The organism is Rickettsia argasii T170-B (genome assembly GCF_000965185.1).
Lineage (GTDB): Bacteria > Pseudomonadota > Alphaproteobacteria > Rickettsiales > Rickettsiaceae > Rickettsia > Rickettsia rickettsii.
The window spans coordinates 1-25,923 of record NZ_LAOQ01000001.1; the positions used below are offsets into that span (position 1 = coordinate 1).

Genomic DNA, 25,923 nt, shown 5'->3' on the forward strand with positions numbered 1-25,923 from the left:
AAAGGCTAAAATATACGGAAAAAAACTGGTAGATAGTACAAAGATTGGAGCTAAAACCCTTTCAAGCGCTTATAAAGTGACAACCGGTACAATAGAAGTCGTCGGTCCAGGAAGTGATTTTAACAGTAACGGTAAGGAAAAATTTATATTTTCTGAACCTACTAAGCGTAAAGTTGTTCAAAAAGAATTTAAAACCGAAAACGGTTATAAGTGCGGTATTGTGTTGGAAGAGACAATTGAAGCTTCCTTAACATTAAGATTAAATAACAAGTGTATAGTTAAGATTAAAGAATTTAGAAGTATGATTGTCCCTGTGTGAGTAGACCTAACCAATCGCTCAATTAGGCCCCTCCTCAGAACCGGACATGCAGAGCTACCGCATCCGGCTCCCGAAAGGTAAGATAGGCTTTATGCCTTATTTGTTGTTTAGAACATTGAGATAATCTTTCCGTTTTCAGGAAAGTTTACCCTTTTAAGTATCTCGGTTAGTCTTTGCCAATTCATCTTACGTTTTCCTCCCATTCTATTAAACCACTCATATATTGCACGTTTACTTTGGTCGATAAATGAGCTTACTCGTCTTTCGTTATCCGATATACCATGATAGTTGATCCATCCCCTAATAACTCTAATGACTTGTAATAATATCTGTGTTTTGTCTTGCTTATTTAGCTGACAACGCAAATATTTCCTCAATCCTTTAAGTTTCTCGGTAAAACGATCTCTCCTTGTGATATATTTTAGTCTCCATGTTGTACCAAATCTTGATTTACCCCAATAGCAAGTAAATCCAAGAAAATTATAACTTGCAATCTTCTTGCCTTGTTTGGCTAAATTTGCAGCATGGTTTCTACCAGATTTAATCATTTGCGATTTAGCTTCGTTGATATTTAGCCCATACTTATTTAACCTTTTTAGGCAGAACATCATAAAACCTTTTCGCATCTGCTTCATTTTCAAAGACAAATACCATATCGTCGCAATATCTCACCATTCCTGTTTGTCCCTTTAAGTTTTCTTTGCTGATTTTGGCAAACCAACTATCTATAACATAATGTAGGAAAACATTAGCCAAGATTGGCGAAACTATTGAGCCTTGACGACAACCTTCTTTGTTAATAACTATAGTGCCATTTTCTATAATTGGTGTTTCAATCAGTTTCATAACTAGTCTTAGAAATTTCTTATCAGATATTCTCTTTCTTAGAAATTCCATCAACTCGCAATGTTTGATTGTATTGAAACACTTTGTTATATCCAATCTCGACTATAGCTCCTTCATTGAAGTTGTACGTAAGTCTGTTTAACGCCCTTAAAGCATCATGAGCATTTAATTTAGGTCGGAATCCATAAGAACACTTTAAGAATATTGGCTCAAACACAGAGTTTAATATCTTGCTTACTGCAGACTCGATTATCTTATCTTCGAAACATGATATTACTAAAGGTCTCTTGCCTCCATCTTCTTTCGGAATTAGCTTTATTCGTGCAGGTTTAGCTTGATATTGCCCCTTGCGAATTTTAGTAAGGAGCAAGAGCAGATTTGCTTCCAACTTCTTACCATAAACCGCTTTGGTTATACCATCTATTCCTACAGCTTTCTTGCTATCGAGTTCCTTATATTGTTCTTCTAACATCTTTAAATCAATAATATGTCCAAGATTATTAAACTTTATGTCTTGATTTTGCGATGATAGCAACTTTATACGCTCAAGTTTCATTAACCATGTATTTCCGTCTACGCTGTGTACGGTCATTGTTTCCCTCTCACATTCTTACTTTTCTGCTAGCCCTCCGCTCCACTCCCATTACGGAGTTTCATTACTACTATGGCTAACTCAGCCATCCTTACACCATCTCCAAAGTCTTATGTTTCGGCACTTGTACTTTGAATACTTACTTAGCTCAGTAAGAGTTATAAGGACTTCTCAAGTTGTGTCATTAATCTCTACAAACTCGCTGACGCCTGCGACCCCGGTGGTTGAAGACTTTTTGATTTTCGCTAGTTTGACCTCCAATCTTCTTTTGCCTACTGTGTAGTATAGCACATCGACTTCCACTACGTCTTCCTTTCGGGGCTATCACGTTCACCATTTGGTTTCGGCTCGAATGTTTCGCTGTCTACGCTTTACTACTGTCGTTACCTTCAGCAGCACAAGACTCGCTATATGGTGGAGCTAGCTACCCCTTCCATAACAGGACTTTCACCCGTAAGATTAATGCACCTTATCTTGACGCACATACTACAGAAGATACAGGAGAAACTTTTGATATTTCGCTAATTTTAAAATATTCTGATGGGGCAAACATGCCTAAAGCAGATCCTGCTTTTTTAAAGATACATTACGATAGAGACGGAAAATTAAATAAGTTATCGTTGCCAAACCCACCTATAATTTTTCATAACCAATGGTATCCGGCCTTAACCGTTTATAAAGGTGAATTATGTTCTTTGCCTATAAGTAGTGGTATTATAGGTATTTGAATAAGAAAATACTAGAAAATAACGGAAGTATAGAAATCAGTCACGTAGATCCTGAATTTACTATAGAGTTTTTAGGAGAATAAGAGTTTTTAGTTAAATTCTATCAAAGAAACTTCGTAATTACTTTTAAATATTCATCTAGGACTTTTTGGTTGTCCTTAACAAATTTTAAAGCATTTTCGCGGTAAGCTGTAAGTTCTAGAGCATTATTAGACCTGAGTAGATATGTTAGTTTAATTAGTAAATCTTCACCGTTTTTGATTTGGATAGCTGCTTCATTTTGCAGTACGCCTTTAGCGATATCGGTGTTTTTGCTCATATCGGGACCGAATATAATACAATTAGAGAAATATGCTGCTTCTAAAATATTATGCCCGCCTTGTTTAAAAGAACCGCCGATAAAAGAAATTGTAGATACAGAAAAAAATAGTCCCATTTCGCCGAACCTATCAACTATATAAAGATCATCGCTTAAAACAGGTAAATCATTTTGCGACTTAGCGGTAGCGGATAAATTATGTGACTTACAATTATCGATAATTGATTTAACTCGCTCAGGATGTCTTGGAATTAAGATAATATAGCAGTCTAAAAACTGCTCTTTTAGGTTTTTGATTATAGGCAAAATCACCTCTTCATCTTCGGGGTGAGTGCCGGCAAATAGCACGACTCGCCTATTGTCTAAATGTAAGCTTAATTTTGATAACTCTTCTTGATTGACCGGAAGTTTTTCGTTGGCAAATTTAATATTGCCTAAATTCACTGCATCTGATACGCCAAGTTCATTGAATTTTTGTAAGTCACGCTCGCTTTGCACGATAATTTTACTGCAATTTTTGAGAATAAGCTGAAAAAAGCTTTTTCTTTTTAGCCAAGCTTTAAACGATTGATCGGAAATACGAGCATTAACTAGTAGTAATTTACACTGCTTTGCTCCCTCATTAATAGTACACGGCCATAATTCCGATTCTATAAAAATGCCTAAATCAGGTTGCCAATTTCTTAAAAATTTTCGAGTAAAAATAATATTATCTATCGGTAAAAATTGGTGAACTGCTATTTTAGGTAATTTGACAGTTAATATTTTAGCGGAGCTGTTAGTCCAAGAAGTGACTAGAAAACGAACGTCAGGGTAGCGTTTACTTATATTATGTATTAATGTTAAAGCTACCATAGACTCGCCAACGCTTGCTGCATGAATCCATATCAGCCTTCGTGTATAACTTGCTTCTAAAGGTAATTTATACGTCGGTCCTAACCCTTCATCCTCACGTATTAGTGTATACGCTGTGGTTCGCAGTGAAGTGTCTCCTTTAAATTCCTCTTTATTAGCGGACGTTTGCACGAAGTCTAATAAATCGTCTTGTCTGTGTTTGCCAATAGCAAAACGCTCTTGGATGTGTCTTATATCTTCTTTACCTATTAATAAACGTATAAGAATTATGATAAAATAAACAGGTAATAATATAAAGCTTAAAGCATAATATAATAACATCATTGCTTTAAACTCTCTGTTAAGCTTGCTAATTGTTTTTCAAGGCTTATATGGTTTTGTATTTTATCATTTGTGAGTTCTAAAGGCAAGCCAACTATGATTTTAATGGTACCAAACGGTAGGGGTATTATTAATTTATCCCAACTTTTTAATCTGAAACATCTAGAAGTGGAGCTGACTATAGTAATAAGTTTTGTGTTATATCTATAGGCAATTTCGGTAATACCGCTATTTACTTTATATACCGGTCCTTTAGGACCGTCCGGCGTGACTATTATATTTGCACCTTGAGATAACTTACCTATAATATTACGTAAAGCTCCAATTGGATTTTTATTAGTAGAACCTACTATCACTCTGCAACCGAATTTTCCTACTAGATCGTTTAAAATTTTTCCGTCTAAATGCGGTGATATTAAAGCATAGAGATTTCTATGTCCTATAAACATAGCCGGACTTAAGGCAAGCATATTATGCCAAAATGCAAAGATTACCCCTTGTTCGTTTAGGAATTTTTCCTTATTGCCGTTATCGTAAAATATAAATTTCTGCTTTGAAGTAAAGTAAACAAAACGCAAATACCAATATAGTAAAATAGTAATTATACTAAGTACGTATTTATTATTTTTTAAAAATTTTTTAAAAACTTTCCGCATTATTTTTTTGTTGGTTTAGGTGGCTTTTTAACTTTTCCGTCATTGCGAGGAAATTACGAAGTAAGTGACGAAGCAGTCTCAGGATATTTGACGAGATTGTCACGCAGTCTATGGCTGCTCGCAATGACGATTTGGTATCCATGCAAAGCCTTAAGCAGGAATGACATCGATTGTTCTCTCAATTCTAATACAAGCTTTTTCTAGCTCTTCCATAGAAGTAGCATAAGAGATTCTAAAATATCCCTCTAAGCCGAAAGCGATACCAGGTACTACGGCAACTTTTGCTTCTTCAAGTAAATATTCGGCAAAATCATTACTATTTGCAATAATTGTTCCTGATTTAGTTTTATGCCCAAATATTTTATCGCATTTAACAAATAAGTAAAACGCTCCTTCCGGCTTATAGCATTCAAAATATTTTACTCTTTTCAAAATTGATAAAGCAAGATCACGCTTTTTTTGACAATTTAAAGCATTAGGCTTTATATAATCTTGAGGACCGTTTAATGCTTCAATGGCAGCCATTTGACTTATTGAACAAGGGTTTGAAGTACTTTGCGACTGAATAATAGTCATTGCTTTAATCAAAGCTTTAGAGCCTGCACCGTAGCCTATACGCCAACCCGTCATAGAATAAGCTTTAGATACTCCGTTTACGGTAAATATTCTCTTTTTTAAATCAGGTGCTATTTGGGCTAATGTATAAAATTTAAAATCATCAAAAGTAATATGCTCGTAAATATCATCGGACATTACATTTACATGTGAATATTTTCTTAAAACTTTAGCAATATTTTCTAGTTCTTCAAAATTATAGCTTGCACCTGTTGGATTACTAGGTGAGTTAATAATAAGCCACTTAGTTTTATCCGTAATTGAACGTTCTAAAGCTTCTGCACTTAATTTAAAGTTATTTTCAATTCCGCAATTTACAAAAACAGGTGTTCCTGTGCTAAGTGCAACCATATCAGGATATGAAACCCAATAGGGTGCTGGAATAATTACCTCATCCCCTTGGTCTAAAGATGCCATAAATAAATTATATATAACTTGCTTACCGCCGGTGCTTACTATTATTTCATCAAGTTCGTAATCTATATTATTTTCACGTTTGAATTTATCTTTTATTGTTTGCTTTAAAAGAGGCATACCCTCAACGTTAGTATATTTAGTAAAGCCGTCTTTAATCGCTTTAATCGCCGCTTCCTTAATATTGTCAGGCGTATCAAAATCAGGCTCACCGGCACCGAGTGTGATAATATCAACTCCCGCTTTTTTAAGTTCAAGAGTTTTTTTAACGACTGCAAGGGTCGGCGACGGTTTTATAGAACTTAGCCTCGTAGAAATAATTGACATAATTTGAGTCCGTATTAAATGAAAGCTATAGTAAAATCGGTAATTTCAAGAAATAAATATTAATTCTTATAATGAAATCTACAATTATATATTATAATTTGTTTAGTATTGACAGAATATATTAGTCTATGTTCGTGGTTAATTCTACGTGACCATAAACCTGATAATATATGTTTTAAAGGTTCGGGCTTACCTATACCTGTAAACGATGCTTCTTGGATATTTTTTATTAGAAGTTTAATACGTTCATATTTTTTAATATCGTATTTTTTCCAATACACTAAATCCTCCGCTGCTTCTAGTGTCCACTCAATCTCAATCATCTAAATTAACTTTAGCAAACTCTCCTCTTTTTGCTTGTTCGATAGATTTTTTTATTCGATTCGCATTAGCCAGATTAGATAATAAATATAATGTTTCTTTTGTAGATTCATATTCTTCTTCGGTTAAAAGAATAATATTCTTATGATTCTTTCTTTTAATAAGATAAGGGACATGATCGTTTTCTACGGTATTTAGTACAGAGCTTAAGTTTTTTCTAAATGCAGTGCCGCTAATTGAGTTCATGAGCTACCTACTGATGTACATATAACATGTACATCCTAGCTTCAATGCCATTAATTTACAAGTAAAATTATTATTTTATTTAAAAATTTATCAATATATGCTTTATTATAGTAAGTAATATTAATTTAGTAATTAAACTATGCTCGGTAAAATAAAAGACAAAATCAAACATTATTGCTTAACTATAATAAATGTACCGAATTTTATTAAGAATAAAATTTTAGAATTTAAAAATTATATAAGTGATTGTAAATATAAATTCTCTAATTTAACCGAAACTAATTATCAACTTGGACTCGATCATTTATATAGAGGTAATTTAAATGATGCATTACTTAGGTTTAAACTAGTCGATAAATTTTTTAATCCTAATGATTCTAAAGTATATTCTCAACTCGGATGGGTTTATTTTTTAAAAAATAATTACAGGCAAGCTATAGAATATTTAGAAAAATCTAATGAAAAATATAAAACTATATTTATAAATTTTTTGAAAAATTATAAGGATATTATTGAAATACCTCAAGAAGTTTGTGGAAAATATCGTGATTTAACTGCACAATATTATCCTACTATTTTTAATAACGATAAAAATATCCATCTTCCGTATAGGTTTGTTAATGAAGCACTTAAGCAGATATCTGATTTACCGGATAATTACTCTATTTTGGAACTTGGAAGTAATATAGGGCTTGTAGGTTATGAAATACAAAAACGTTTTCCGGAACGTTTTACTTTAACCGGTGTAGAAGTTTCTGCTTTAATGAATAAGTTACAAGAAACATATTATCCGAACACTAAAATTTACGATCAAATATATAATATTGCTATCGATGAATTTTTAAAACAAAACTCTAATAAATTTGATATTATTTTTAGTTTTTGCGGATTATCGTTTACTAACAATTTAATAGAATATTTTAATTTAATATACTCATCTCTTAATAAACAAGGGTATTTTGCTCTTTGTTTACCGAATGCGACGAAGACACAATTTTCAGTAAAACGCAAAGAATTTATTTTTAACTTGAATGAAATAAATAATTTTTTACAAAAAAATAATTTTACTATATTAACTTCGGAAGAAATAATACTAGCGGAAAACAATAAATATAGTATTATTGTTTGTAAGAAAACAGCATAAATCAATGAGAATATTAATTATATTATCCATTATTTTATGTTCATTATTGATAAGAGCTGATCTTGAATATGTTGATAATGACATATATAAATATAATGGTGGAAGCAATGAAAACGGTTGCATGGAAGTTTATGATCCATATGAAAAATTTAACCGTAAAGTGTTTGTATTTAATTCTGTGTTAGATTATATAATATTGCGTCCTTTAGCGATAGGTTATAAGAACATCACGAATGATTACGTAAAAGCACGCGTTAATAGTTTCGTCAGTAATGTCGATACACCGCTTACTGCGGTAAATTACGGGCTTCAGTTAAATTACGATAAAACTATGAAAAGCGTTTGGCGGTTTCTCATTAACACTACGCTTGGCATAGGCGGTTTATTTGACGTGGCAGGTAAAGTAGGTTTGCCGTCTGATCGTCAAACTTTCGGTAGTACCCTCGCACATTATGGAGTCGCCCCAGGTCCTTATTTAGTATTGCCGATAATCGGTAGTACTAACGCAAGAGATATGACGGATTCGGTAATTACTAATTATGCTCTTAATCCATTAATGTACTACACTCATAATGATTTTGACTTAGGAGTACTAGCAGTTAGTAAAATAAACGATCGATATGTTGTATTACCGTTTAGTGATTATGTGATGAAGAATTCTACCGATCCTTATGTGGCTATTAGATCAGCATTACATCGTGCTCGTGAAGCATCGGTTCAATATCCTGAAAATTTTAAATGTCCTAAACCCAAGAATTAATGAAATTAAAGAGGATTATATGCAAAAAATTATTACAGGTTTATTTTTATTAGTGATGACGTTTTCCGCTTATTCTAATGAAAAAGTGCCTGCCGGTTTGAACAGTTACGTTACTAATTTAGTAAATGAAGCTTCTAGTATATTAAACGATAGTAAGTTATCTGAGCGAGTAAAAATTGCTAAAGCACGTGAGTTAATGTCTCAGAACCTAGATTTTGATTGGATGGCTAAATATACATTAGGCAGAAATGGGATAAAAACTTTATCAGGTGGGCAGGTTCAGGAATTCATCAAAGTTTACTCTAAATATGTTACTAAATCTTATACTGATTTAATAAAAGATTATAAAGGCAAACAGCCTAAAATAGTAGGAGTTCGTCCTTTAAGCTCAACCGATTTTATGGTTGCTATGAATATCATTAGTAATAAAGAGCAAGACCCTATTAAAGTAGAGTATCTTGTGCGTGAAATGAAAGGAAACGGAAAAGACGTTTTTAAAGTTTCTGATATAATTACGGAAGGTGTAAGTCTTATTGGAGCTCAACAAGACGAGTTTACCGATACTTTAAAAAATCAAGGCTTTAAGGCACTAATACAAAAATTAGAAAGTCGTTCTTAAGCTTATTTCACTGTCATCTTAAATCGTCATTGTGAGGAGGTATTGTTGCGTAGACACCTCGTCGTCATTGCGAGGAAATTACGAAGTAAGTGACGAAGCAGTCTCAGGAGTTTGTTATTATTGTATGAGATTGCCACGCAGTTTACGACTGCTCGCAATGACGATTAGATATCCACGCAACAAAGCCCGCTCGCTAATAGCGTTAAACAACATAAATCACTCACATGAAAATCTTAGCAGGCAGTAGTAATAAGTTACTTGCAACGCGTTTAGCTATAGCATTAAATATTAAATATATTGAGCCGCAAATTACCTATTTCAATGATTCTGAAATAAAAGTAGAAATTCAAAAATCGTTTCATAATGAAGATATAATCATAGTACAATCCACATCAAAACCCGTTAATGATCGCTTAATTGAGTTGTTTTTACTAGTAGATGCAGCAAAAAAAGCGGGAGCAAATCGAATAATTTTAGTAATGCCTTATTTTTGGTTATGCAAGGCAAGATAATATAAATTCTCAAAATATAATTCCTACTAAGTTAATAGCAGATTTTTTAGAGAAGCTCGGAGTAAACCATGTAATTACTATTGATTGACACTCCGATAAAATAGAGAAATTTTTAATATTCCTGTTTCTAATCTTGAACCTATAAATTTATATATCCCGTTTTTAAGAACTTATAGCAATTTCGTTATAGTTACACCTGATAAAGGAAGTATCAATCGAGTTCAAAAAATTAGTAATTTACTAAATATAGATTCAGCTTATATAAACAAAGAAAGGGATATAAATAATAATTGCGAGATGATATCAATAACAGGTAGTGTAGAGGGCAAAAATTGCATATTAATTGATGATATTATAGATAGTGGAGAAACAATCGTAAAAGCAGCGAGATTTTTAAAAGAACATTCGACTTTATCGGTTAGTGCTTTTATAACTCATGCAGTGCTTTCTGCCGGTTCTAAAAATTCGATAATAGACCTCTTGGAGAACGAAGCTAATAAAGAGGAATTTGTAGGAAACACGGAACGCAGCACCACAGCGTACACTTTAGTAGTGAGGATGCGAGTACTGGATTGACGTACAAATTACCTTTAGAAGCAAGTTATGTAAGAGGTCTAATAGACAATATTTTTATCACGGATACTATAGAAACAAGTGACTTATCTACAAAATTTCATATAATATCCGTATTGTCTATCATCGTAAAAGAGTTAATAAACTATGAGCTTGTGTACTGTAGAAATAAATCTATCTACAATAAAAAATAATTACCTTTTATTACAAGATATTTGCAAAACCTCATTAGTCGGTGCTGCCGTTAAAGCTAACGGTTACGGTCTTGGAGCAGTACAAATTTCTAAAGTTTTAATAGAAGAAAATTGTAGGCATTTTTTTGTGGCCTCAAGTGAAGAAGGAGTGAATTTACGCAACGCTTTAGGATTAGATGTTAATATTTTAGTTCTTAACGGCGTTTTTGAACATGATGCTTTAGAGCTGATAGAATATAATTTAACACCTGTCCTAAATAACTTAAAACAAATAGAAATTTGGCAAAAATTTAGTAATTTGAAAAATCGATTATTGCCTTGTTATTTACATTTCAATACGGGGATTAATCGTCTTGGCTTAAGCTCTGATGAGATAGAGCAGCTAATTAATGATCGTGATTTGTTAAAAGGGCTAGATTTACAATATATTATAAGCCATCTAGCTATATCCGAGGAAATAGATAACCCTTATAATCTAGAACAATTAAACAGATTTAAAGCTTGTTTACAATATTTCCCAAACGTCAAAGCAAGCCTTGCTAATTCCGGCGGCATATTTTTAGGACAGGATTACCATTTTGATTTAGCAAGACCGGGGGCAGCCTTATATGGTCTTAATCCCTTAACAAAGAATCCCGTAACCTTAAAAGCTCCTATAATTCACTTACAGAATTTGACACTAGATAGCCATATCGGTTATAATATGACTTTTACAACTAAGCGTGATAGTGTCATTGCAACGTTACCGCTTGGTTATGCCGATGGGTTTAGTCGTAATTTTAGCAATCAAGGTGAAGTATTTATTAACAGTCGCAGCGTTCCTATAGTAGGGCGGGTATCGATGGATTTAATAAATATCGATGTTACCGATCTACCACCGTCCGAGATTTTTCTAGGGCAGGAAGCGGAAATTATCGGAAATTATTGCACGCCCGATAAAATAGCGAGTATTATAGGTACTATCGGGTATGAGGTATTAACTAACCTTGGTAGTAGATATAAAAGAAAGTATATCGGATAGATATCTGTGTCATACCATGGCTTGACCACGGTATCCAGAAAAAAATTAAAAAAGACTGGTTCCCGCGATCAAGTCGCGGGATGACATTAGAGGTTACTGGATGCCTGCTTTCGCAGAAATGACATAGCGTACTTAAATTAAATAGAAAAAATACAAATGTTATTCAATATAGCTAATTCGGTAGGTAAACATACTGTAAAGTTTGCACAAAGTGTAGGTAGTTTCTCCCTATTTAGCTTTGCTGCCGTTAGCAGTATCATAAGACCGCCTTTATATTTGAGTTTAATCATCAGACAATTATTATTTATCGGGTTTCACTCGCTTCCGGTTGTTGCGATGACGACTTTTTTCTCAGGTGCGGTACTTGCATTACAGAGCTATATCGGTTTTTCCCGTTTCTCAGCTGAAAGCTCTATTGCAACGGTAGTAGTATTGTCGCTGACTAGAGAGCTTGGACCTGTCTTAGCTGGACTAATGGTAGCGGGAAGAGTTGGGGCATCAATCGCCGCCGAAATAGCCACAATGAGAGTAACAGAGCAGGTAGATGCTTTATATACTTTATCTACCGATCCTATTAAATATTTAGTTTTTCCAAGAGTAATAACAGCTATTATTACAATGCCTTGTCTTGTTTTAATCGGGGATATAATTGGTGTTATGGGCGGTTATTTGGTAGGGATATATAAACTTGATTTTAATAGTGCAGCTTATTTAACCAGTACTTTTCAGTATTTAGAACCGATTGACGTAATTTCCGGTCTTGTTAAAGCGGGAGTTTTTGGGTTTATTATTTCTATAATAAGTTGCTATAGCGGCTATTATTCAGGTAAAGGGGCTAAGGGAGTTGGAAGAGCAACTACCTCGGCAGTAGTGAATTCTTCTATCCTGATCTTAATCAGTAATTATTTAATAACCGAATTATTTTTTAAAGTATAGGTATACTCGTTTAATTTGGAAAAGAGCTAGGCGTTTTATATTTTTTGATCCTCACGTACGTTTATGTACGCTGCGGTCAAAAAATATAAAACAACAAAACCAATTTTTCAAATTAAACGAGTATACAGTTTTTTTGTTTATTTGGAGTATGCATGAGTGTAGAAGAATTTAAAATTAAAATTCGGTCATTATATAAATCATTTGCTAATCATAAGGTGTTAGACGGAATAGATTTGGATGTAAAAAAGGGCAGTTCATTAGTTATTTTAGGTGGTTCCGGTAGCGGCAAATCAGTTCTAATTAAAAATATAGTAGGATTGATTAAACCTGATAAAGGTAAAATTTTTATTGATAATGTAGAAATCCAAGATATCTCAAGTAAACAAAAATTTGAGATTATGGATGGTATAGGTTTTTTATTCCAAGGCGGAGCATTATTTGACTCCTTAAATATACGTGATAATATTACTTTCGAGACTAAAAAATTATCTAAGAAAGAAAAAAATGACCTTGCCGGTGCAAAGCTTAATTCCGTTGGTTTATCCCCTAGAATACTCGAGCTTTACCCTGCCGAATTATCGGGAGGAATGCAAAAAAGAGTAGCCCTTGCTAGGGCTATTTGTAGTACACCGTCGATTTTATTTCTTGATGAACCGACCACAGGGCTTGATCCTATCATGGCAAATGTTATCAACGAATTAATTATAAAAATCCAAGAAGAGTTAGAGGCAACTACGATTACTATAACTCATGATATGATTAGTGCCGCAAAAATAGCTAAAGAAGTCGCTATGATTTATCAAGGAAAAATTAAATGGTACGGTAGTAAAGATGAAATGCGTAATAGTGATAATCCTTATTAAAACAATTTATAAATGGATTAACTACTGGGCCTATAGAGGTATAAAATGTTTAAGAACTTATTATGTATAATAATATTTCTAGGTATAAATCTAAATGTTTATGCTATAAATTCTAGCTCTTATACGACAGATGATATACTAAAAATAGTAATTATTCTTGGAATAGTTATTTTAATTGTTAGTCCTGCAAAATTCCGTATAATCGTTATCGGTACTATGTTAGGCTTGTCTTGTGCCTATTTCACGTATAAATACATCGTACCTATCTTTATTTCTTTACTAAATGGACCATAAAGATAAATATTGCTATTAGTGATGCCCCACATCTCTGCTATTTTCTCTTCTAATAGTATCAATTTAATATTCTACAATTAATCTAAAGCTCTAATTCCCCCGTGATAGCCATCTAATTCAAAAGAATTGGGATGTATATTTTTACATGCATATAAACCTATTATATTAATCATATTAGTATTATTATCAATACCATTAAGTAGTACGAATATCTTCCAAGTATTTAGATGATTCAGGCGAATCATTACCTCCAATTATTCGTACTTTTATTAAATCTTGTTCTATCAATTCATTCTGATTAAAGTCAGTAATTAATTGCTCTAACTGTTGTGAATTAATATTTTCTAGCTAATGCTATTTTATTTAATTTTACGGAAAAGAAACTACAGGCAATCTCTTCATTTAAATCTTTAGTATAAATTACTAAATCATCATTTATATCAAAAATTTTATATTCTTGTGAGTTAATTTCAATTTGCATAGTTTATTTACTTTGTTGAGTATTTTTGTGTAAAGCAATATTTTTATTGGGAAGAGTATAGCTAGGTGCAGCTATTTTTGTCTTAGTACTTATATTTTTTTATATCTTATCACTTGTTAAGTTTAATTTTGGTTCATTTTTTGTTTTATTACTACTAAAAATATTTATGAACAAATCTTTTATTTTTTGTACACTTTTTTGTATCTAGGATTTTTTAATATTACTATCTTGTTGGTAGGTAGAATGAGTAAGTGCTAATGTTTTATTAATTTCTGAACGTACACTTTCCAACGGATTTAAATTGTTAGATAATAAATAATCAGTTTTAGCTATTAAATTATTTACAATTTTTGTTTGTTCTTGATCATTTAGATTCAATTCGTGAACTCGATTACTAATATTTTTAGTTACTACATTTTTTACTAATTTTGGATTAGTTTTTTGAATTTCCTCTGCTACTTTAGTAAGTGGTCTTGATATTTGATTAGATTGCCATGTGTCCATAGAATTAGGATTTTGATTAGATCCTAATAAATATTGCTGAATAATATGTTTTTATTGGATTTCATTTAAAGAGCGATTAGGTATATTTTTATTTTTAGTTAAATCAAAAGCTTTATAAAGTACAGGAGTATTACTTCCTATACTTAAATGTACTTGTCTAGCAGCGGTTGTTTTATCCTCTCTACCCGGAACAGTTACATGTTATTGGGTCAAATATAATTCCTAATGGGGCTCCCTTGTCTTCTATATCTGTAGATTTTATATTTACGTTAAAGTGGTTATTTAATTCTTGTGTTACTTTACGAATATTACCATCTGATACCGCAATTGATACTGCAGATCTATCACACCCTCCTACTAAATAAGCTTCTAATTTAGTATTAGGAGGAAAGTTGCTTATTACATCATGTGTTAAAGAACTAGCATCAGTAAATCTGTCAACATGGGTTAATGCAGTTTTTTTAGTTAATGGATCATGTAAAATTACAGCAACGCATTGTTGAATGTTATCAGTGCCTATCTTTTCTTTATCAGAAAAACCAACTTTATACTGTTCCACACGAACAGCTTCATAATCAACTATACCTTGTTGTAATGAGTAAGCATATGCATACTGCGCTATTGAATTTTCTTTACGGTTTTGAGTTTTATAAGCAGCTCCTAAAGCTAATCTTGCCATTAATTCTTTAGCTTGGTCATTATTAGCTTGGCTAATGTTCCTTGTTGTTGATGTGCAGTGACTATAATTTTTTGTATGAATTTTCTACATTATAATATTTCTTTGCTTCAAAAGAATTCTCTATGCTATCTTGAAATTGTTGAATAGCATTACCAAACAGTCCCAGCTGTTGATAGCTACGTCCTATCATAGTATTAGATATAGGAAAGAAAATTACTGTCAGTTTGATCTATAGCAATTTGTTCAGCTTGTTGTAGTGGTTTAAGAGCAACAAGATGATTGTCTTTGCTATATAATTTTAATCCTTCATTATACAAAAAGCTGCTTGATTATGATCAATTTGCTCCTTTATACTTAATGGTTTTGGAGTAAGATTACTAAATATATTCAGGAAAACTTGAAGGCAACTCTCCTAATTTTTTAATTAGTCCGGTGATATTACCTTGAACTGGATTCCCATTAATAAGCATAGATTTATAATAGTTTAATTAATTTATATTTTTATATAAAACTCTGTTATTTAATAAAAATCAAGCATTAGCTAATACGTAGCTACAAAATAATTATCTCTTGACACTAGGGGAGTATTGCTTTATATTCTTTATCTATTGTATATACTCGATGAACTTCAAAAATTGGCTACGTCGTTCTACAAGATCTGCGGTGCTCACGTATTAAGTATACGCTCCGCTCCTCGGCTTGTGAACTCTTAGCGCTTTTTGAAGTTGATCTTCGTATATGACTCTTCATTTACTTGAAGTATATTTTATAAGTTTTAAGGTATTTAGCTTATGTCTCGTAAGTGCGAACTCACAGGTGTGGGTGTTTTATACGGCAACAATGTATCACATTCTCAGCGTAAAACTAGAAGACGTTTTGAACCTAATCTAAGATCGGTTAAGTTTACAAGTGATATAACAGCCGGGGAATATAGATTATCGGTTAATGCTAGATGTATTAGTTCAGTGGAAAAAGCCGGGGGTTTTGATGCATATATTCTAAAAGCCGATGATAATATTTTATCAAGTAAAGCTAGAGCTATTAAGAAAAAAATAATTCAGACTAAAACAGCAAAATCATTATGAAAAGCGGTATACATCCAGAATATAAAAAGTTTTTGATTAAAGTAGGAGGCGATGTTTTTGAAGCAATGTCTACTCATCCTACAGGTGAAATTTTAATGGATGTTGATTTTAGAAAGCATCCGGCATGGAATAAAGATTCCGGAAATGTAGTAAATCAATCAAACAAAAGTGTTAGTGATTTCAATAAAAGATTCTCAGGTCTTTCTTTCGGTAGTAAGAAAGAAGTTAGCTAGGCTTTGTTTGTGGATAACAAATCGTCATTGCGAGGAAATTGCATAGCAATTGACAAAGCAATCTAGTAAACAATTCTGATTTATAGAATTTTTTTATTATTTTTTCTGGGTTGCCGTGCAGTCTACGACTACTCGGTATCTACGCAAGAATGACACTAACAATATTCACGTAGTATTGGACTAAGTCAAAATATAACACAGATAAATCGTCAATTCAATTATTGCGGGGTGGAGCAGCTTGGTAGCTCGTCAGGCTCATAACCTGAAGGTCGTTGGTTCAAATCCAGCCCCCGCTACCATATTTTTTAATGTTATGCTAGTCTGCTGATGCCATTCCTAACTCAGTGTTGTTGCATATGACTACTCAGAAAATAGTGCCTACAAAATCAACTGATGGCAGTAAGCTTTTTCGTCATCAAGCTAAATTTGTAGCCGGTGTTATGAATATAAATCAAATCCCCAATTTTTCATTACCGGAAATTGCTTTTGTCGGTAAGTCAAATGTCGGCAAATCAAGCCTAATAAACACGATATGTAATAATAAAAATCTTGCTAAAGTTTCTAATACTCCAGGGCGTACTAGGCAAATCAATTTCTTTAACCTTGCAGATAAACTTATTATAGTTGACCTTCCCGGTTATGGTTTTGCTAATGTTCCTATATCAGTCAAAGAGCAGTGGGGAGTGTTAATTAGTTATTATTTACGAAATAGTTATAATTTAAGGTTAGTTAACTTATTGATTGATTCAAGAAGGGGTATAAAAGAAAATGATAAGAAAGTAGCTGATCTATTATTTGCAAATAAAAGAGAATTTCAAATTATTTTCACAAAATCCGATAAAGTTACGGATCATAAAAACCTTAACGATGAAGCACAGAATTTTCTTGCAACTTTAAACTACTCATGTAATGTTATGTATGTAAGCAGTAGGAGTAAAGAAGGTGCAAGAGAACTTAAAGCTAGTTTGGCAAAATGCATCAAACCTCAAAAATAAAGAGGTAGATAGTATTTCTTCATTAAATAACATTGCTATAATTAAGAATATAATAAAGTGTAGTAGTGAGTTGAAGAATCAAGCAATAGTTCTAAAATTACCTGCTACTATTATTATTGACGATAAATTATTTACAGCTTTTATTGAATCTGTTAGATTGCTTGAGATGTGCGGTGCTAAAATATATATAGTACATGATCATATTGATTTACGCAGTTCGTCTTTAATATCACAAATAGATGAAAATTTTAGTCAAAAAATTAGTAAAATAAGCGACTATAGTTCTCTAAATAATCCTATTATTATGGAAATTTTATCCAGTTACGTTAACAAGCTTATAGTAACAAAGTTAAGTAGTATAGGTTGTTATGCAGTTGGTATTTCAGGTAAGGATGCTAATTTACTGCAAGCAAAAAAATCAAAACTATCTTACCGAAAAATTGTAAATCATGATGTTATAAATATTGGTTTTTTAAGCGAGCCTATTATGATTAATCCAGAAATTTTATTAAATTTTGCAGATAATAATATTATACCCGTGATAGCACCGTTTGCGAGCGACGATCAGGAGAAAACGCATTTATTAAATGTTAACTTAACGGTAGCAACAATTGCTTCTGCATTAAGTGCAGAACATTTAATATTGCCATATGAGATATACAGGTATCCGAGACGTTTCCGTATAATATAAAAATACGAGATATTAACTTGTTGAAATCAATGTTAGATGATAGTAATAATTTCATCGAAGAAGCATTAATTAAGATAGCAGTTAATGCCCTTGAAAATAATAATGGTTACGTATATTTTGTGAATAGTGAAGCACCGAATTCAATATTGTCAACTATGTTTGATATTAATATAAATTAATAGAGGTTTTTTATGGCAGGAGCATTAGCATCCGATCTTTTATTTGTAGGGTTAACTAGACCGCCGATGATATTTGGAGTAAGTATTAAGTTTGCTGCATTAAATATGATAATGACGATGATAGTATTTATTTGGAATAACAGTATTATGATTTTATTCATTGCAGCTGCTTTGCATGTGGTAGCTTATATTATATGTTTTAAAGAACCGAGATTCATAGAGCTATATTTAAATAAAATGTCAAGAACTAGCCAATGTCCTAATAAATTTTACTACGGAGCAAATTCGTATAATATTTGAGTTTTATGTCATTCCCGCGTAGGCGGGAATCCAGTAACATTTAATGTCATACCGCGTCTTGATCGCGGTATCTTAGGACACAGTCTGTGATACAAGATCCCGTGGTCGTAGCCACGGGATGACAACAAAAAATCTGGATTCCTGCCTACGCGGGAATGACATAAAAAGAGGTATAACTGACAAAATAAATCAAAATAGTTCAATCAGGTGAGGTAATGAAATTATTTAGAACTAGAGCAGCTAAAGAATTAAAGTCTAAACAAGAAATACCCACTTCGCATTTTATTCCTTATAAATGTCATTGGGATAGTAATACTATTTTAACAAAAGATAATTCTTTATTACAAGTTATTAAAATAAATGGATTTTCTTTTGAAACTGCTGATGATGAAGATCTAGACATTAAAAAGAATATCAGAAATGCCTTACTTAAAAATATGGCTTCGGGAAATATCATTATGTATTTCCATACTATTAGAAGACGTAAAGCAGTAATATTTGACGATACGGAATTTACTTATGATCCTACCGTAAAAGTCCCTAATGATTTTATTACTTATTTAGGTGCAGAATGGCGTAAGAAACACGCTGGGGCTAGGTCGTTTTTTAACGAATTATATGTTAGTATTTTATATAAGCCTGATACTGGCGGTGTTGCTATAGTTGAGTATTTTCTAAAGAAGCTTAGACAGAAATCTAATAAAACCGCTTGGGAAAACGACATGAAAGAGATGAAAGAAAATCTTCAAGAAATGTCAACTAGAGTGATTAATACATTCAGAAGTTACGGAGCAAGATTACTTGGAGTGCGTCAAACGCAGTCAGGTAGTTATTGTGAAATTTTAGAATTCCTTTCATCTTTAATCAATTGCGGCGATTCACCGGGTCCTATAGCATTACCGCGTGGTACTATTGACGAATATTTACCGACTCATCGCTTATTTTTTGATTCTCGTACTATTGAAGCAAGAAGTCCGCTTGGCAAGAAATATGCCGGAATGATCAGTATACTTGAATACGGTCCTAATACTTCGGCAGGAATTTTTGATGGATTCCTGCAAATGCCTTTTGAATTTGTTATGACGCAAAGCTTTGTCTTTGTTAATAGAACAGTAGCGATCAGTAAAATGCAATTACAGCAAAATAGAATGATACAATCCGGTGATAAAGCTACTTCACAAATTGTTGAAATTAATACGGCCCTTGATATGGCCACTAGCGGTGATATCGCTTTCGGTGAGCATCATTTATCGCTTTTATGTTCCGCAAATAATATTAAAGCTTTGGAAGATATATTGTCAATGGCAGCAGTTGAGCTTTCTAATTCAGGAATTCAGCCGGTTAGAGAAAAAGTTAACATGGAACCTAGCTATTGGGGACAGTTGCCGGGAAATATGGATTATATAGTGCGTAAATCCACTATAAATACTCTTAATATGGCTAGCTTTGCCTCACAACATAATTATCCGCTTGGTAAAATTAGAGATAACCATTGGGGAGAATATGTCACAGTACTTGATACTACTTCAGGTACACCGTTTTATTTTAATTTCCATGTAAGAGATGTTGGACATACTCTCATTATCGGTCCAACCGGTGCCGGTAAAACAGTTCTGATGAATTTCTTATGTGCTGAAGCACAAAAATTCAAACCTCGTATGTTCTTTTTTGATAAAGATCGAGGAGCAGAAATATTTATACGTGCTTTAAACGGAGTTTATACAGTAATTAATCCGGGTTTAAAATGCAACTTTAACCCTTTACAGCTTGAAGATACTAGTGAGAATAGAACGTTTATTTTAGAGTGGCTTCGCGTGCTTGTAACTTCTAACGGTGAAAGTTTAACTGCACAAGATAATAAAATCTTATCTCAAGCGGTAAGCGGTAATTTTAGATTAGCAAAACAAGACAGAAGGCTTAGTAATGTTATAGCATTTCTTGGTATTGATACACCAAATAGTTTGGCAAGTAGGATTGCAATGTGGGTTGGTAAAGGTTCACACGCTAAGATATTTGACAATGAAATAGATGATATTGATTTACAAAAAGCAAGAGTATTCGGTTTTGATATGACTGAATTACTTAAAGATCCTGTAAGCCTTGCACCGGTATTACTATATATTTTCCATCGTATTAATATCTCTTTAGATGGGCAGAAAACTATGATAGTACTTGATGAAGCATGGGCTTTAATCGATAATCCGGTATTTGCACCTAAGATCAAAGATTGGTTAAAAGTGTTGAGAAAATTAAATACTTTTGTTATATTTGCTACGCAGAGTGTCGAAGATGCTGCAAAAAGTAGAATTAGTGATACGTTGATTCAACAAACAGCTACGCAGATTTTTTTACCTAATTTGAAAGCTACGGATATTTATCGTAGTGCATTTATGTTGAGTCAGCGAGAATATATTTTAATTAAAACTACCGACCCTACTACACGTTATTTTTTAATAAAACAAGGAATAGATGCCGTAGTGGCAAAAGTTAGCTTAGATGGTATGGATAACATAATCAGTGTTTTATCCGGTAGAGTTGAGACTGTAATATTGCTCGATCAAATTAGAGAGAAACACGGCAATGATCCGGATAAATGGTTACCTATATTTTATGAAGCAGTTAAAACATTATAAATGCCTGTCTGTCATCCCACGGCTTGACCGCGGGATCTTGTCTCACAGAGTGTATTCTGAGATCCCGTGGACAAGTCACGGGATGACATTTTTACAATGCGAGGCAAGTAACTAGTTATGAAATTATTTCCTCGTAGTATACTTATAACATTAGTATTAAGCTTTGCCCTAAATTTAGGGCTAGTTACTAAAGCTCATGCTAAAGATACTCTTGATAGCATTATAGATATTTTGAGTGGCTTAACTTGCGAAACCCAAGGCGTAGGCGATTTGCTGCGTTCTGAATTTTCTCATACATGTATTGTTGCTCCGTTCTTTACTTTTGCGGTAATGAATCTTGTCTCTCCCGTTTTATACATGAATACGTTTTTAAAGCTTAAAATAAACGACAGTGATTTATTTAACGATAGTAACTTTGGGAATTTCCCCGGAGGTCAATGTACTCGTGAAAACAGAATTGATCCTAAAAATCCAGAATTACGCTTTGCTTTATGTAATAATGCTAAATTAATTGTATCTCGGGCAAAATCTGTTGCAGAATCGGCATTTGCTATTGCTAAAGCCGTCTTAACAGGGAGCGACCCTTGGGATGATATAAAGACAGCGTGGGCAAATAAAAAAAAGGAATATCATGTTCCATATAGTGGTAAGCCCGGTGATGACGGTTTTGCATTTGATTTAGGCTTTCCTGTAATATATTGGAAAGTTATTCAAGATAAAGATAGAATATGCGTATCGACAAAAGGATTTACAGGAGACGTTCCCGTCGGCTGTAAATATATGAAAGAGCCGTTTCCAAAATCCATGTATAATAACTTTATGGATGTAGCAGATAAGGATTTTATTGAGGATCCAAATAAAACTCCCACCGATCCTTTAGCTTTAGTTTCCTGTAGTGCAGCGGGTGATGGATGTTATCAAAAAGCTTATAATGCTTCAAAAACTGCAGTAGTCATGACTTCTCCTCTTATAGAATGTATGAGGCAAATGATTGCTAGATTACTAATTAGTAAAGATGTTTGTAGTTTTGATAATGTAAGCCAAGTGGTTAATTTGGTTTCAAGGCAAGATAGTGCATTCTTTCAGTTTCAAGTAGGAATGTATAAAATAGTTACGGCTTTTCTAACTTTATATGTTATGTTTTTTGGCTTTAAACTATTACTTGCAGGTGAAGTGCCGCCAAAAAGTGAGTATATAAATTTTATATTGAAAATGATATTCGTAACTTATTTTTCAATAGGAATTAATATAACCCCTGGTAATGGTTCTCCGTATGACCGGTTAGATGGCATGATTCAGTGGGCGTTTCCTTTCTTACTTGACGGTATAAACGGTTTAGCAAGTTGGGTTATGAATGCTGCTCCGTCCGGTTTATGTAAATTTAACAATCTTTCTTATGACGGTACCGTTTCTTATATTGCATTATGGGATGCATTAGATTGTAGGGTAGCTCATTATTTAGGGCTTGATATATTATCTACGTTACTTGTCGAAAATGCTTATCGCAGTCATGATTTTTTAAATTTTGATTTCTTTAGTTTTAGTGCTCCACCATATATTTATTTGCTAATTCCGGCGATAATCTCCGGTAATATGATGTTGGTGTCACTCGCTCTTTCTTATCCGTTACTTGTGATTTCGGTTGCTGCCTTTATGGTTAATGCAACGATTATGTGTATGATATCTATAGTAATACTCGGTATTTTGGCTCCTCTTTTTGTACCTATGTTTTTATTCTCATATACAAGAAATTATTTTGATAGCTGGGTTAAACTAATGATCTCGTTCTTGCTACAACCTATGGTGGTAGTTACTTTTATGATCACGATGTTTTCGGTATATGATTATGGTTTCTACGGTAAATGTCAATATAAGAGCAAATTAATTCACAATAGTATAGAAGACAAAATTCAAGGTGGCATTACGTCTAAGAGGGATGTTTTAATATTTTACATTAATAATGATTGGGATGATACGTCACAATATCCTGATAAAGATGCCGTAGAAAGCTGTCAAAATAGTTTAGGTTATATGTTAAATAACCCTATTACCACGGCATTTAACTTTGCAAAAGATAGTGTAAGTGAAATTGTCGATAGTAAACCGGGTAATACCCCTACCGATAAATTTCTTGCTAAATTCCAGTTTTTATCAGGAGTAGTTTTGGGTCCCGGAATGTTTTTCATGTCTCCAAAAGTGCTTTTTGAGAAAATTAAAAATATTTTGCTTGCGTTAGTTACGGCATGTTTTACATTGTATTTGATGTATAATTTTAGTAGTCAGCTAGCTGAATTTGCTGCAGATATGACGGAAGGAGTAGCTCTTAATAATGTTGCTATAAAACCGCGAGCAATATTTAAGGCAGCTATGGCAGTACTTGCTACTGCGGGTGCTGCAACTAAGGGGGGCGATCAGATAGCAAGTAGAGGAGGAGTTGGTGATTTAAAAGCTGGTCAAGGTGGAGGAGCAAGTGATTTAGAGGTAGGGAAAGGCGGACTACCAAATGATAATATTGCTGCAAGCGGAGGAGGAAGAGTAAGAGAACAAGAAGAAGGAGAAATATCAGAACGATGTGCAAATGCTGAAAAGGCATGGGATGAGTTAGTACAAAGCGGCGTAGTAACAGAAAAAAAAGATAATAGTTCTAATGAAAACTCTTAAAACCTTAAAGATATTTATTATAGTTTGTATAGCGTCTGTAAGCTTAGCTAGCTTTGCCGGCTTTGGAGAATCATGTTCTAGTTTACCGACTACTTCAGATGGGTATTTAGAAACGGACACGGCATATGGCTATATAATTCGTAATATTGATATGAAAGATCCGAGAGGTAATTGTAACTCAGTTGCGTCTAGTATAACATTTTGTTTTAAAAATGTAGAAGGTAGTAGTAGCCCTTGCACCATGTATACTTTAAATGAAGGTGACTCTAAAAAGATTAGTGATTTAAGTACCGATAATAATCCTGATCTTGGAGCAAATCCTGTATTAAAGAATATCGTTTTAACGGTTAAAAAATGGGATAATGATCTATGTTTAGTTATGCCTACGTCAAGGGGACCGATGCCGGTAGCATGTAAATCTTTGAGTGCTACACCGACTTCACCTCCTTCTGAGGATGAGAATTGTAATATAGGAAAAAATTGCTATACGGGAGCAAATTATAGTCAATCGTTAATTAATTTTTCCGGTCTTGCAGTTCAGTGTTTGAGCGAAACGCTTAATAAAATATTTTTTGCTGGAAAGAGTTGTAGTGCTCAAGATCAAAATTCTAGAATAACTAATCTTGCTGCTTTTTCTACGTTTCAAGGTTATTTAAAGAGAATTATAGGTGCGGCATTAATTCTTTATACTATGTTTTTTGCCTTTAATATGGCTCTAAATACAGAATATGCAAGTACTGAAAAAATAGCTCTTTTTGTAATAAAATTCTTATTTGTTGCTTATTTTTCTCTCGGTCTTGGACCTTTAGATTTTAGCGGTGGTCAGCCGACAAAAGAAAACGGTATGTTAAAATATGGATTACCTCTTTTGACAGGAGCAGCACCGGACTTTGCGCAGATGATCTTTAATGCAGCAGGTTCTAGAGGATTATGTCAATTTGATAATTCAAAGTACAAGGACGGTTATAAATTTTACAGTTTATGGGACGCGATTGATTGCCGTATAGGTTATTATCTTGGTTTGGATTTACTTTATAATATAGATAAGAATGGAGTGTTAGGGAGTGTGGTAGGTAATGGTCCCCGTGGTAATAATATACCTATACCTAATTTTGATCCTGACGGCAAAAATGACAGACCGAAGGATTTAAGTAAAGCAGGAGCAGTTAGATTTTTTACCGTTATGTTTGGATTCTTTATGGCCGGAAACGTTATTATACTTGCAGCAGGTTTAGTATTTTCTGTAATATTTTTATCTATACTTTTATATTTTATTACGCATTATTTAGTTTGCATGATTACTATTTACGTTATGACATATATTTCTCCTATATTCATTCCTATGGCTCTATTTACTCGTACAAAAGCTTATTTTGACGGGTGGCTAAAAGTATGTATTTCATGTGCATTGCAGCCGGCAATAATAGCAGGTTTTATAGCTTTATTAATAACTATGTATGATTCCGCAATATTTAAAAATTGTGAATTCCTTAGATATGATTATGAAAAAGGGGATATTAGATTTAGTACTTTTGAGTTAATGCTTCCTGTTGGCGGGGCAGATCAATGTCAGGAAAGTTTTGGATATAAAATGTTAGAATATTATGCAGGTAAAGGTTGGGAAGAGCATTTATTGATACTTTTTCCAATAAAATCAATTGTTAGAGATGTTGTATCTATTTTAGCGGAACTTTTATGCGTATTAGTATTTTCGGTTATTTTTTATTACTTCTCTAAATCTATAGGGCGATTTGCTTCTGATTTAACTAATGGTCCTAATATGGATGCAGTAACGGCAAGTCCCACTAAAATCGTTGGTTTAGTAAAGAAAGGAGCAGCTTTCCTTAAGGATGCTGCTATGGCTTCGCAAGGTAAGCCGCTGGTAGGAGATAAGCCGGGTGTTGGAGGTAAGCGTAAAGAGGGAAAGCAGCAAGGCGGGGATTTAGAAAGCGGCACAGGCGAAGGAGCTGATTTAGCAAGCGGTTCGGGTGGAGGTAAATGATAGAA

Annotated in this window: 26 protein-coding genes, 1 tRNA gene and 6 pseudogenes; 21 read left to right on the forward strand and 12 right to left on the reverse strand. The window is 33.2% G+C overall.

From position 1 onward, the window contains the following. Positions 1-319, forward strand: a pseudogene (locus RAT170B_RS00005) (hypothetical protein); the annotation flags it as partial. Positions 320-426: 107 nt separating this feature from the next. Here RAT170B_RS00005 and RAT170B_RS10865 read toward each other — a convergent pair. Genes RAT170B_RS10865 through RAT170B_RS10875 form a run of 3 tightly spaced genes read right to left on the reverse strand, consistent with a single transcriptional unit; the run spans position 427 to position 1,757 of the window. Next, a complete protein-coding gene (locus RAT170B_RS10865; protein WP_261368608.1) occupies positions 427-930 on the reverse strand; it encodes a hypothetical protein in 504 nt (167 codons plus the stop codon). Next, positions 902-1,216 (reverse strand): reverse transcriptase domain-containing protein, encoded by a 315-nt coding sequence (locus tag RAT170B_RS10870; protein WP_261368609.1) that lies wholly within the window; start codon positions 1,214-1,216, stop codon positions 902-904. Before RAT170B_RS10870 ends, RAT170B_RS10865 begins: the two co-directional genes overlap by 29 nt. Further along, a complete protein-coding gene (locus RAT170B_RS10875) occupies positions 1,188-1,757 on the reverse strand; it encodes a hypothetical protein (protein ID WP_261368610.1) in 570 nt (189 codons plus the stop codon). Before RAT170B_RS10875 ends, RAT170B_RS10870 begins: the two co-directional genes overlap by 29 nt. Before the next feature lie 551 nt (positions 1,758-2,308). Between RAT170B_RS10875 and RAT170B_RS10130 the strand changes: the two genes are divergently transcribed. Then, complete coding sequence (locus RAT170B_RS10130; protein WP_222595552.1) at positions 2,309-2,485, forward strand: hypothetical protein; 177 nt, start codon at positions 2,309-2,311, stop codon at positions 2,483-2,485. Positions 2,486-2,588: 103 nt separating this feature from the next. On the opposite strand, the gene waaA is transcribed toward RAT170B_RS10130, so the two are convergent. The 5 genes from waaA to RAT170B_RS00035 form a co-directional block, all read right to left on the reverse strand. Further along, positions 2,589-3,983, reverse strand: coding sequence for a lipid IV(A) 3-deoxy-D-manno-octulosonic acid transferase (gene waaA, locus RAT170B_RS00015; RefSeq protein ID WP_045805277.1), 1,395 nt, complete (start codon positions 3,981-3,983; stop codon positions 2,589-2,591). Next, the gene (locus RAT170B_RS00020) at positions 3,980-4,636 is read right to left on the reverse strand and encodes a lysophospholipid acyltransferase family protein (RefSeq protein WP_014013835.1); all 657 of its coding nucleotides are present in this window, start codon (positions 4,634-4,636) and stop codon (positions 3,980-3,982) included. Before RAT170B_RS00020 ends, waaA begins: the two co-directional genes overlap by 4 nt. 150 nt (positions 4,637-4,786) lie before the next feature. Then, complete coding sequence (locus tag RAT170B_RS00025; protein ID WP_014013836.1) at positions 4,787-5,992, reverse strand: pyridoxal phosphate-dependent aminotransferase; 1,206 nt, start codon at positions 5,990-5,992, stop codon at positions 4,787-4,789. Between the two features lie 59 nt (positions 5,993-6,051). Next, complete coding sequence (locus tag RAT170B_RS00030) at positions 6,052-6,315, reverse strand: Txe/YoeB family addiction module toxin (RefSeq protein ID WP_014013837.1); 264 nt, start codon at positions 6,313-6,315, stop codon at positions 6,052-6,054. Continuing rightward, on the reverse strand, positions 6,308-6,559 hold the full coding sequence (locus RAT170B_RS00035) for a type II toxin-antitoxin system Phd/YefM family antitoxin (RefSeq protein WP_045805278.1): 252 nt from the start codon (positions 6,557-6,559) through the stop codon (positions 6,308-6,310). The genes RAT170B_RS00030 and RAT170B_RS00035 overlap by 8 nt, the downstream gene beginning before the upstream one ends. A gap of 139 nt (positions 6,560-6,698) precedes the next feature. On the opposite strand from RAT170B_RS00035, the gene RAT170B_RS00040 reads away from it, so the two are divergent. From RAT170B_RS00040 to RAT170B_RS00085, 10 genes and pseudogenes are all read left to right on the forward strand, one after another. Continuing rightward, entirely contained in the window at positions 6,699-7,703 is a 1,005-nt protein-coding gene (locus RAT170B_RS00040) for a methyltransferase domain-containing protein (RefSeq protein WP_045805279.1), read from the forward strand. A gap of 4 nt (positions 7,704-7,707) precedes the next feature. Continuing rightward, complete coding sequence (locus RAT170B_RS00045) at positions 7,708-8,463, forward strand: VacJ family lipoprotein (protein WP_014013840.1); 756 nt, start codon at positions 7,708-7,710, stop codon at positions 8,461-8,463. Between the two features lie 19 nt (positions 8,464-8,482). Continuing rightward, entirely contained in the window at positions 8,483-9,082 is a 600-nt protein-coding gene (locus tag RAT170B_RS00050) for a phospholipid-binding protein MlaC (protein ID WP_014013841.1), read from the forward strand. Between the two features lie 224 nt (positions 9,083-9,306). Beyond that, the gene (locus tag RAT170B_RS07915) at positions 9,307-9,594 is read left to right on the forward strand and encodes a ribose-phosphate pyrophosphokinase-like domain-containing protein (protein ID WP_045805280.1); all 288 of its coding nucleotides are present in this window, start codon (positions 9,307-9,309) and stop codon (positions 9,592-9,594) included. A 228-nt stretch (positions 9,595-9,822) separates the two neighbouring features. Then, positions 9,823-10,005, forward strand: a pseudogene (locus RAT170B_RS10880) (phosphoribosyltransferase family protein); the annotation flags it as partial. Between the two features lie 30 nt (positions 10,006-10,035). Further along, positions 10,036-10,238: pseudogene (locus tag RAT170B_RS10885) on the forward strand (palindromic element RPE1 domain-containing protein); the annotation flags it as partial. 76 nt (positions 10,239-10,314) lie between these two features. After that, on the forward strand, positions 10,315-11,382 hold the full coding sequence (locus tag RAT170B_RS00070; RefSeq protein WP_014013842.1) for an alanine racemase: 1,068 nt from the start codon (positions 10,315-10,317) through the stop codon (positions 11,380-11,382). Positions 11,383-11,538: 156 nt separating this feature from the next. After that, positions 11,539-12,318, forward strand: coding sequence for an MlaE family ABC transporter permease (locus tag RAT170B_RS00075; protein ID WP_045805281.1), 780 nt, complete (start codon positions 11,539-11,541; stop codon positions 12,316-12,318). Between the two features lie 152 nt (positions 12,319-12,470). Further along, positions 12,471-13,225: pseudogene (locus tag RAT170B_RS00080) on the forward strand (ABC transporter ATP-binding protein). Position 13,226: 1 nt separating this feature from the next. Beyond that, positions 13,227-13,475: a DUF5510 family protein gene (locus tag RAT170B_RS00085; protein ID WP_014013844.1), complete on the forward strand. Its 249-nt coding sequence runs from the start codon at positions 13,227-13,229 to the stop codon at positions 13,473-13,475. Between the two features lie 77 nt (positions 13,476-13,552). On the opposite strand, the pseudogene RAT170B_RS00090 reads toward RAT170B_RS00085, so the two are convergent. From RAT170B_RS00090 to RAT170B_RS00100, 4 genes and pseudogenes are all read right to left on the reverse strand, one after another. Further along, positions 13,553-13,763, reverse strand: a pseudogene (locus RAT170B_RS00090) (hypothetical protein). 46 nt (positions 13,764-13,809) lie between these two features. Continuing rightward, positions 13,810-13,956, reverse strand: coding sequence for a hypothetical protein (locus RAT170B_RS10140; protein ID WP_186786254.1), 147 nt, complete (start codon positions 13,954-13,956; stop codon positions 13,810-13,812). 204 nt (positions 13,957-14,160) lie between these two features. After that, positions 14,161-14,460, reverse strand: a complete 300-nt coding sequence (locus RAT170B_RS00095; RefSeq protein ID WP_014013846.1) for a hypothetical protein — start codon at positions 14,458-14,460, stop codon at positions 14,161-14,163. A gap of 181 nt (positions 14,461-14,641) precedes the next feature. After that, positions 14,642-15,139, reverse strand: coding sequence for a hypothetical protein (locus RAT170B_RS00100; RefSeq protein WP_045805282.1), 498 nt, complete (start codon positions 15,137-15,139; stop codon positions 14,642-14,644). Positions 15,140-15,930: 791 nt separating this feature from the next. Between RAT170B_RS00100 and rpmB the strand changes: the two genes are divergently transcribed. From rpmB to RAT170B_RS00145, 9 genes and pseudogenes are all read left to right on the forward strand, one after another. Then, entirely contained in the window at positions 15,931-16,224 is a 294-nt protein-coding gene (rpmB, locus tag RAT170B_RS00105) for a 50S ribosomal protein L28 (RefSeq protein ID WP_014013848.1), read from the forward strand. Next, a complete protein-coding gene (rpmE, locus tag RAT170B_RS00110; RefSeq protein WP_045805283.1) occupies positions 16,221-16,457 on the forward strand; it encodes a 50S ribosomal protein L31 in 237 nt (78 codons plus the stop codon). The genes rpmB and rpmE overlap by 4 nt, the downstream gene beginning before the upstream one ends. 222 nt (positions 16,458-16,679) lie before the next feature. Then, positions 16,680-16,756, forward strand: a tRNA-Met gene (locus RAT170B_RS00115). Between the two features lie 57 nt (positions 16,757-16,813). Beyond that, the gene (yihA, locus tag RAT170B_RS00120) at positions 16,814-17,452 is read left to right on the forward strand and encodes a ribosome biogenesis GTP-binding protein YihA/YsxC (protein ID WP_014013849.1); all 639 of its coding nucleotides are present in this window, start codon (positions 16,814-16,816) and stop codon (positions 17,450-17,452) included. After that, positions 17,400-18,322 (forward strand): annotated as a pseudogene (locus RAT170B_RS00125) (acetylglutamate kinase). Before yihA ends, RAT170B_RS00125 begins: the two are co-directional and overlap by 53 nt. 12 nt (positions 18,323-18,334) lie before the next feature. Further along, positions 18,335-18,622, forward strand: a complete 288-nt coding sequence (locus RAT170B_RS00130; protein WP_045805284.1) for a type IV secretion system protein VirB3 — start codon at positions 18,335-18,337, stop codon at positions 18,620-18,622. A 215-nt stretch (positions 18,623-18,837) separates the two neighbouring features. Beyond that, entirely contained in the window at positions 18,838-21,255 is a 2,418-nt protein-coding gene (locus RAT170B_RS00135) for a VirB4 family type IV secretion/conjugal transfer ATPase (protein WP_045805285.1), read from the forward strand. Positions 21,256-21,372: 117 nt separating this feature from the next. Further along, positions 21,373-23,916, forward strand: a complete 2,544-nt coding sequence (locus RAT170B_RS00140; RefSeq protein WP_045805286.1) for a type IV secretion system protein — start codon at positions 21,373-21,375, stop codon at positions 23,914-23,916. Next, a complete protein-coding gene (locus tag RAT170B_RS00145) occupies positions 23,903-25,918 on the forward strand; it encodes a type IV secretion system protein (protein WP_045805287.1) in 2,016 nt (671 codons plus the stop codon). The genes RAT170B_RS00140 and RAT170B_RS00145 overlap by 14 nt, the downstream gene beginning before the upstream one ends. Positions 25,919-25,923: the final 5 nt, after the last annotated feature.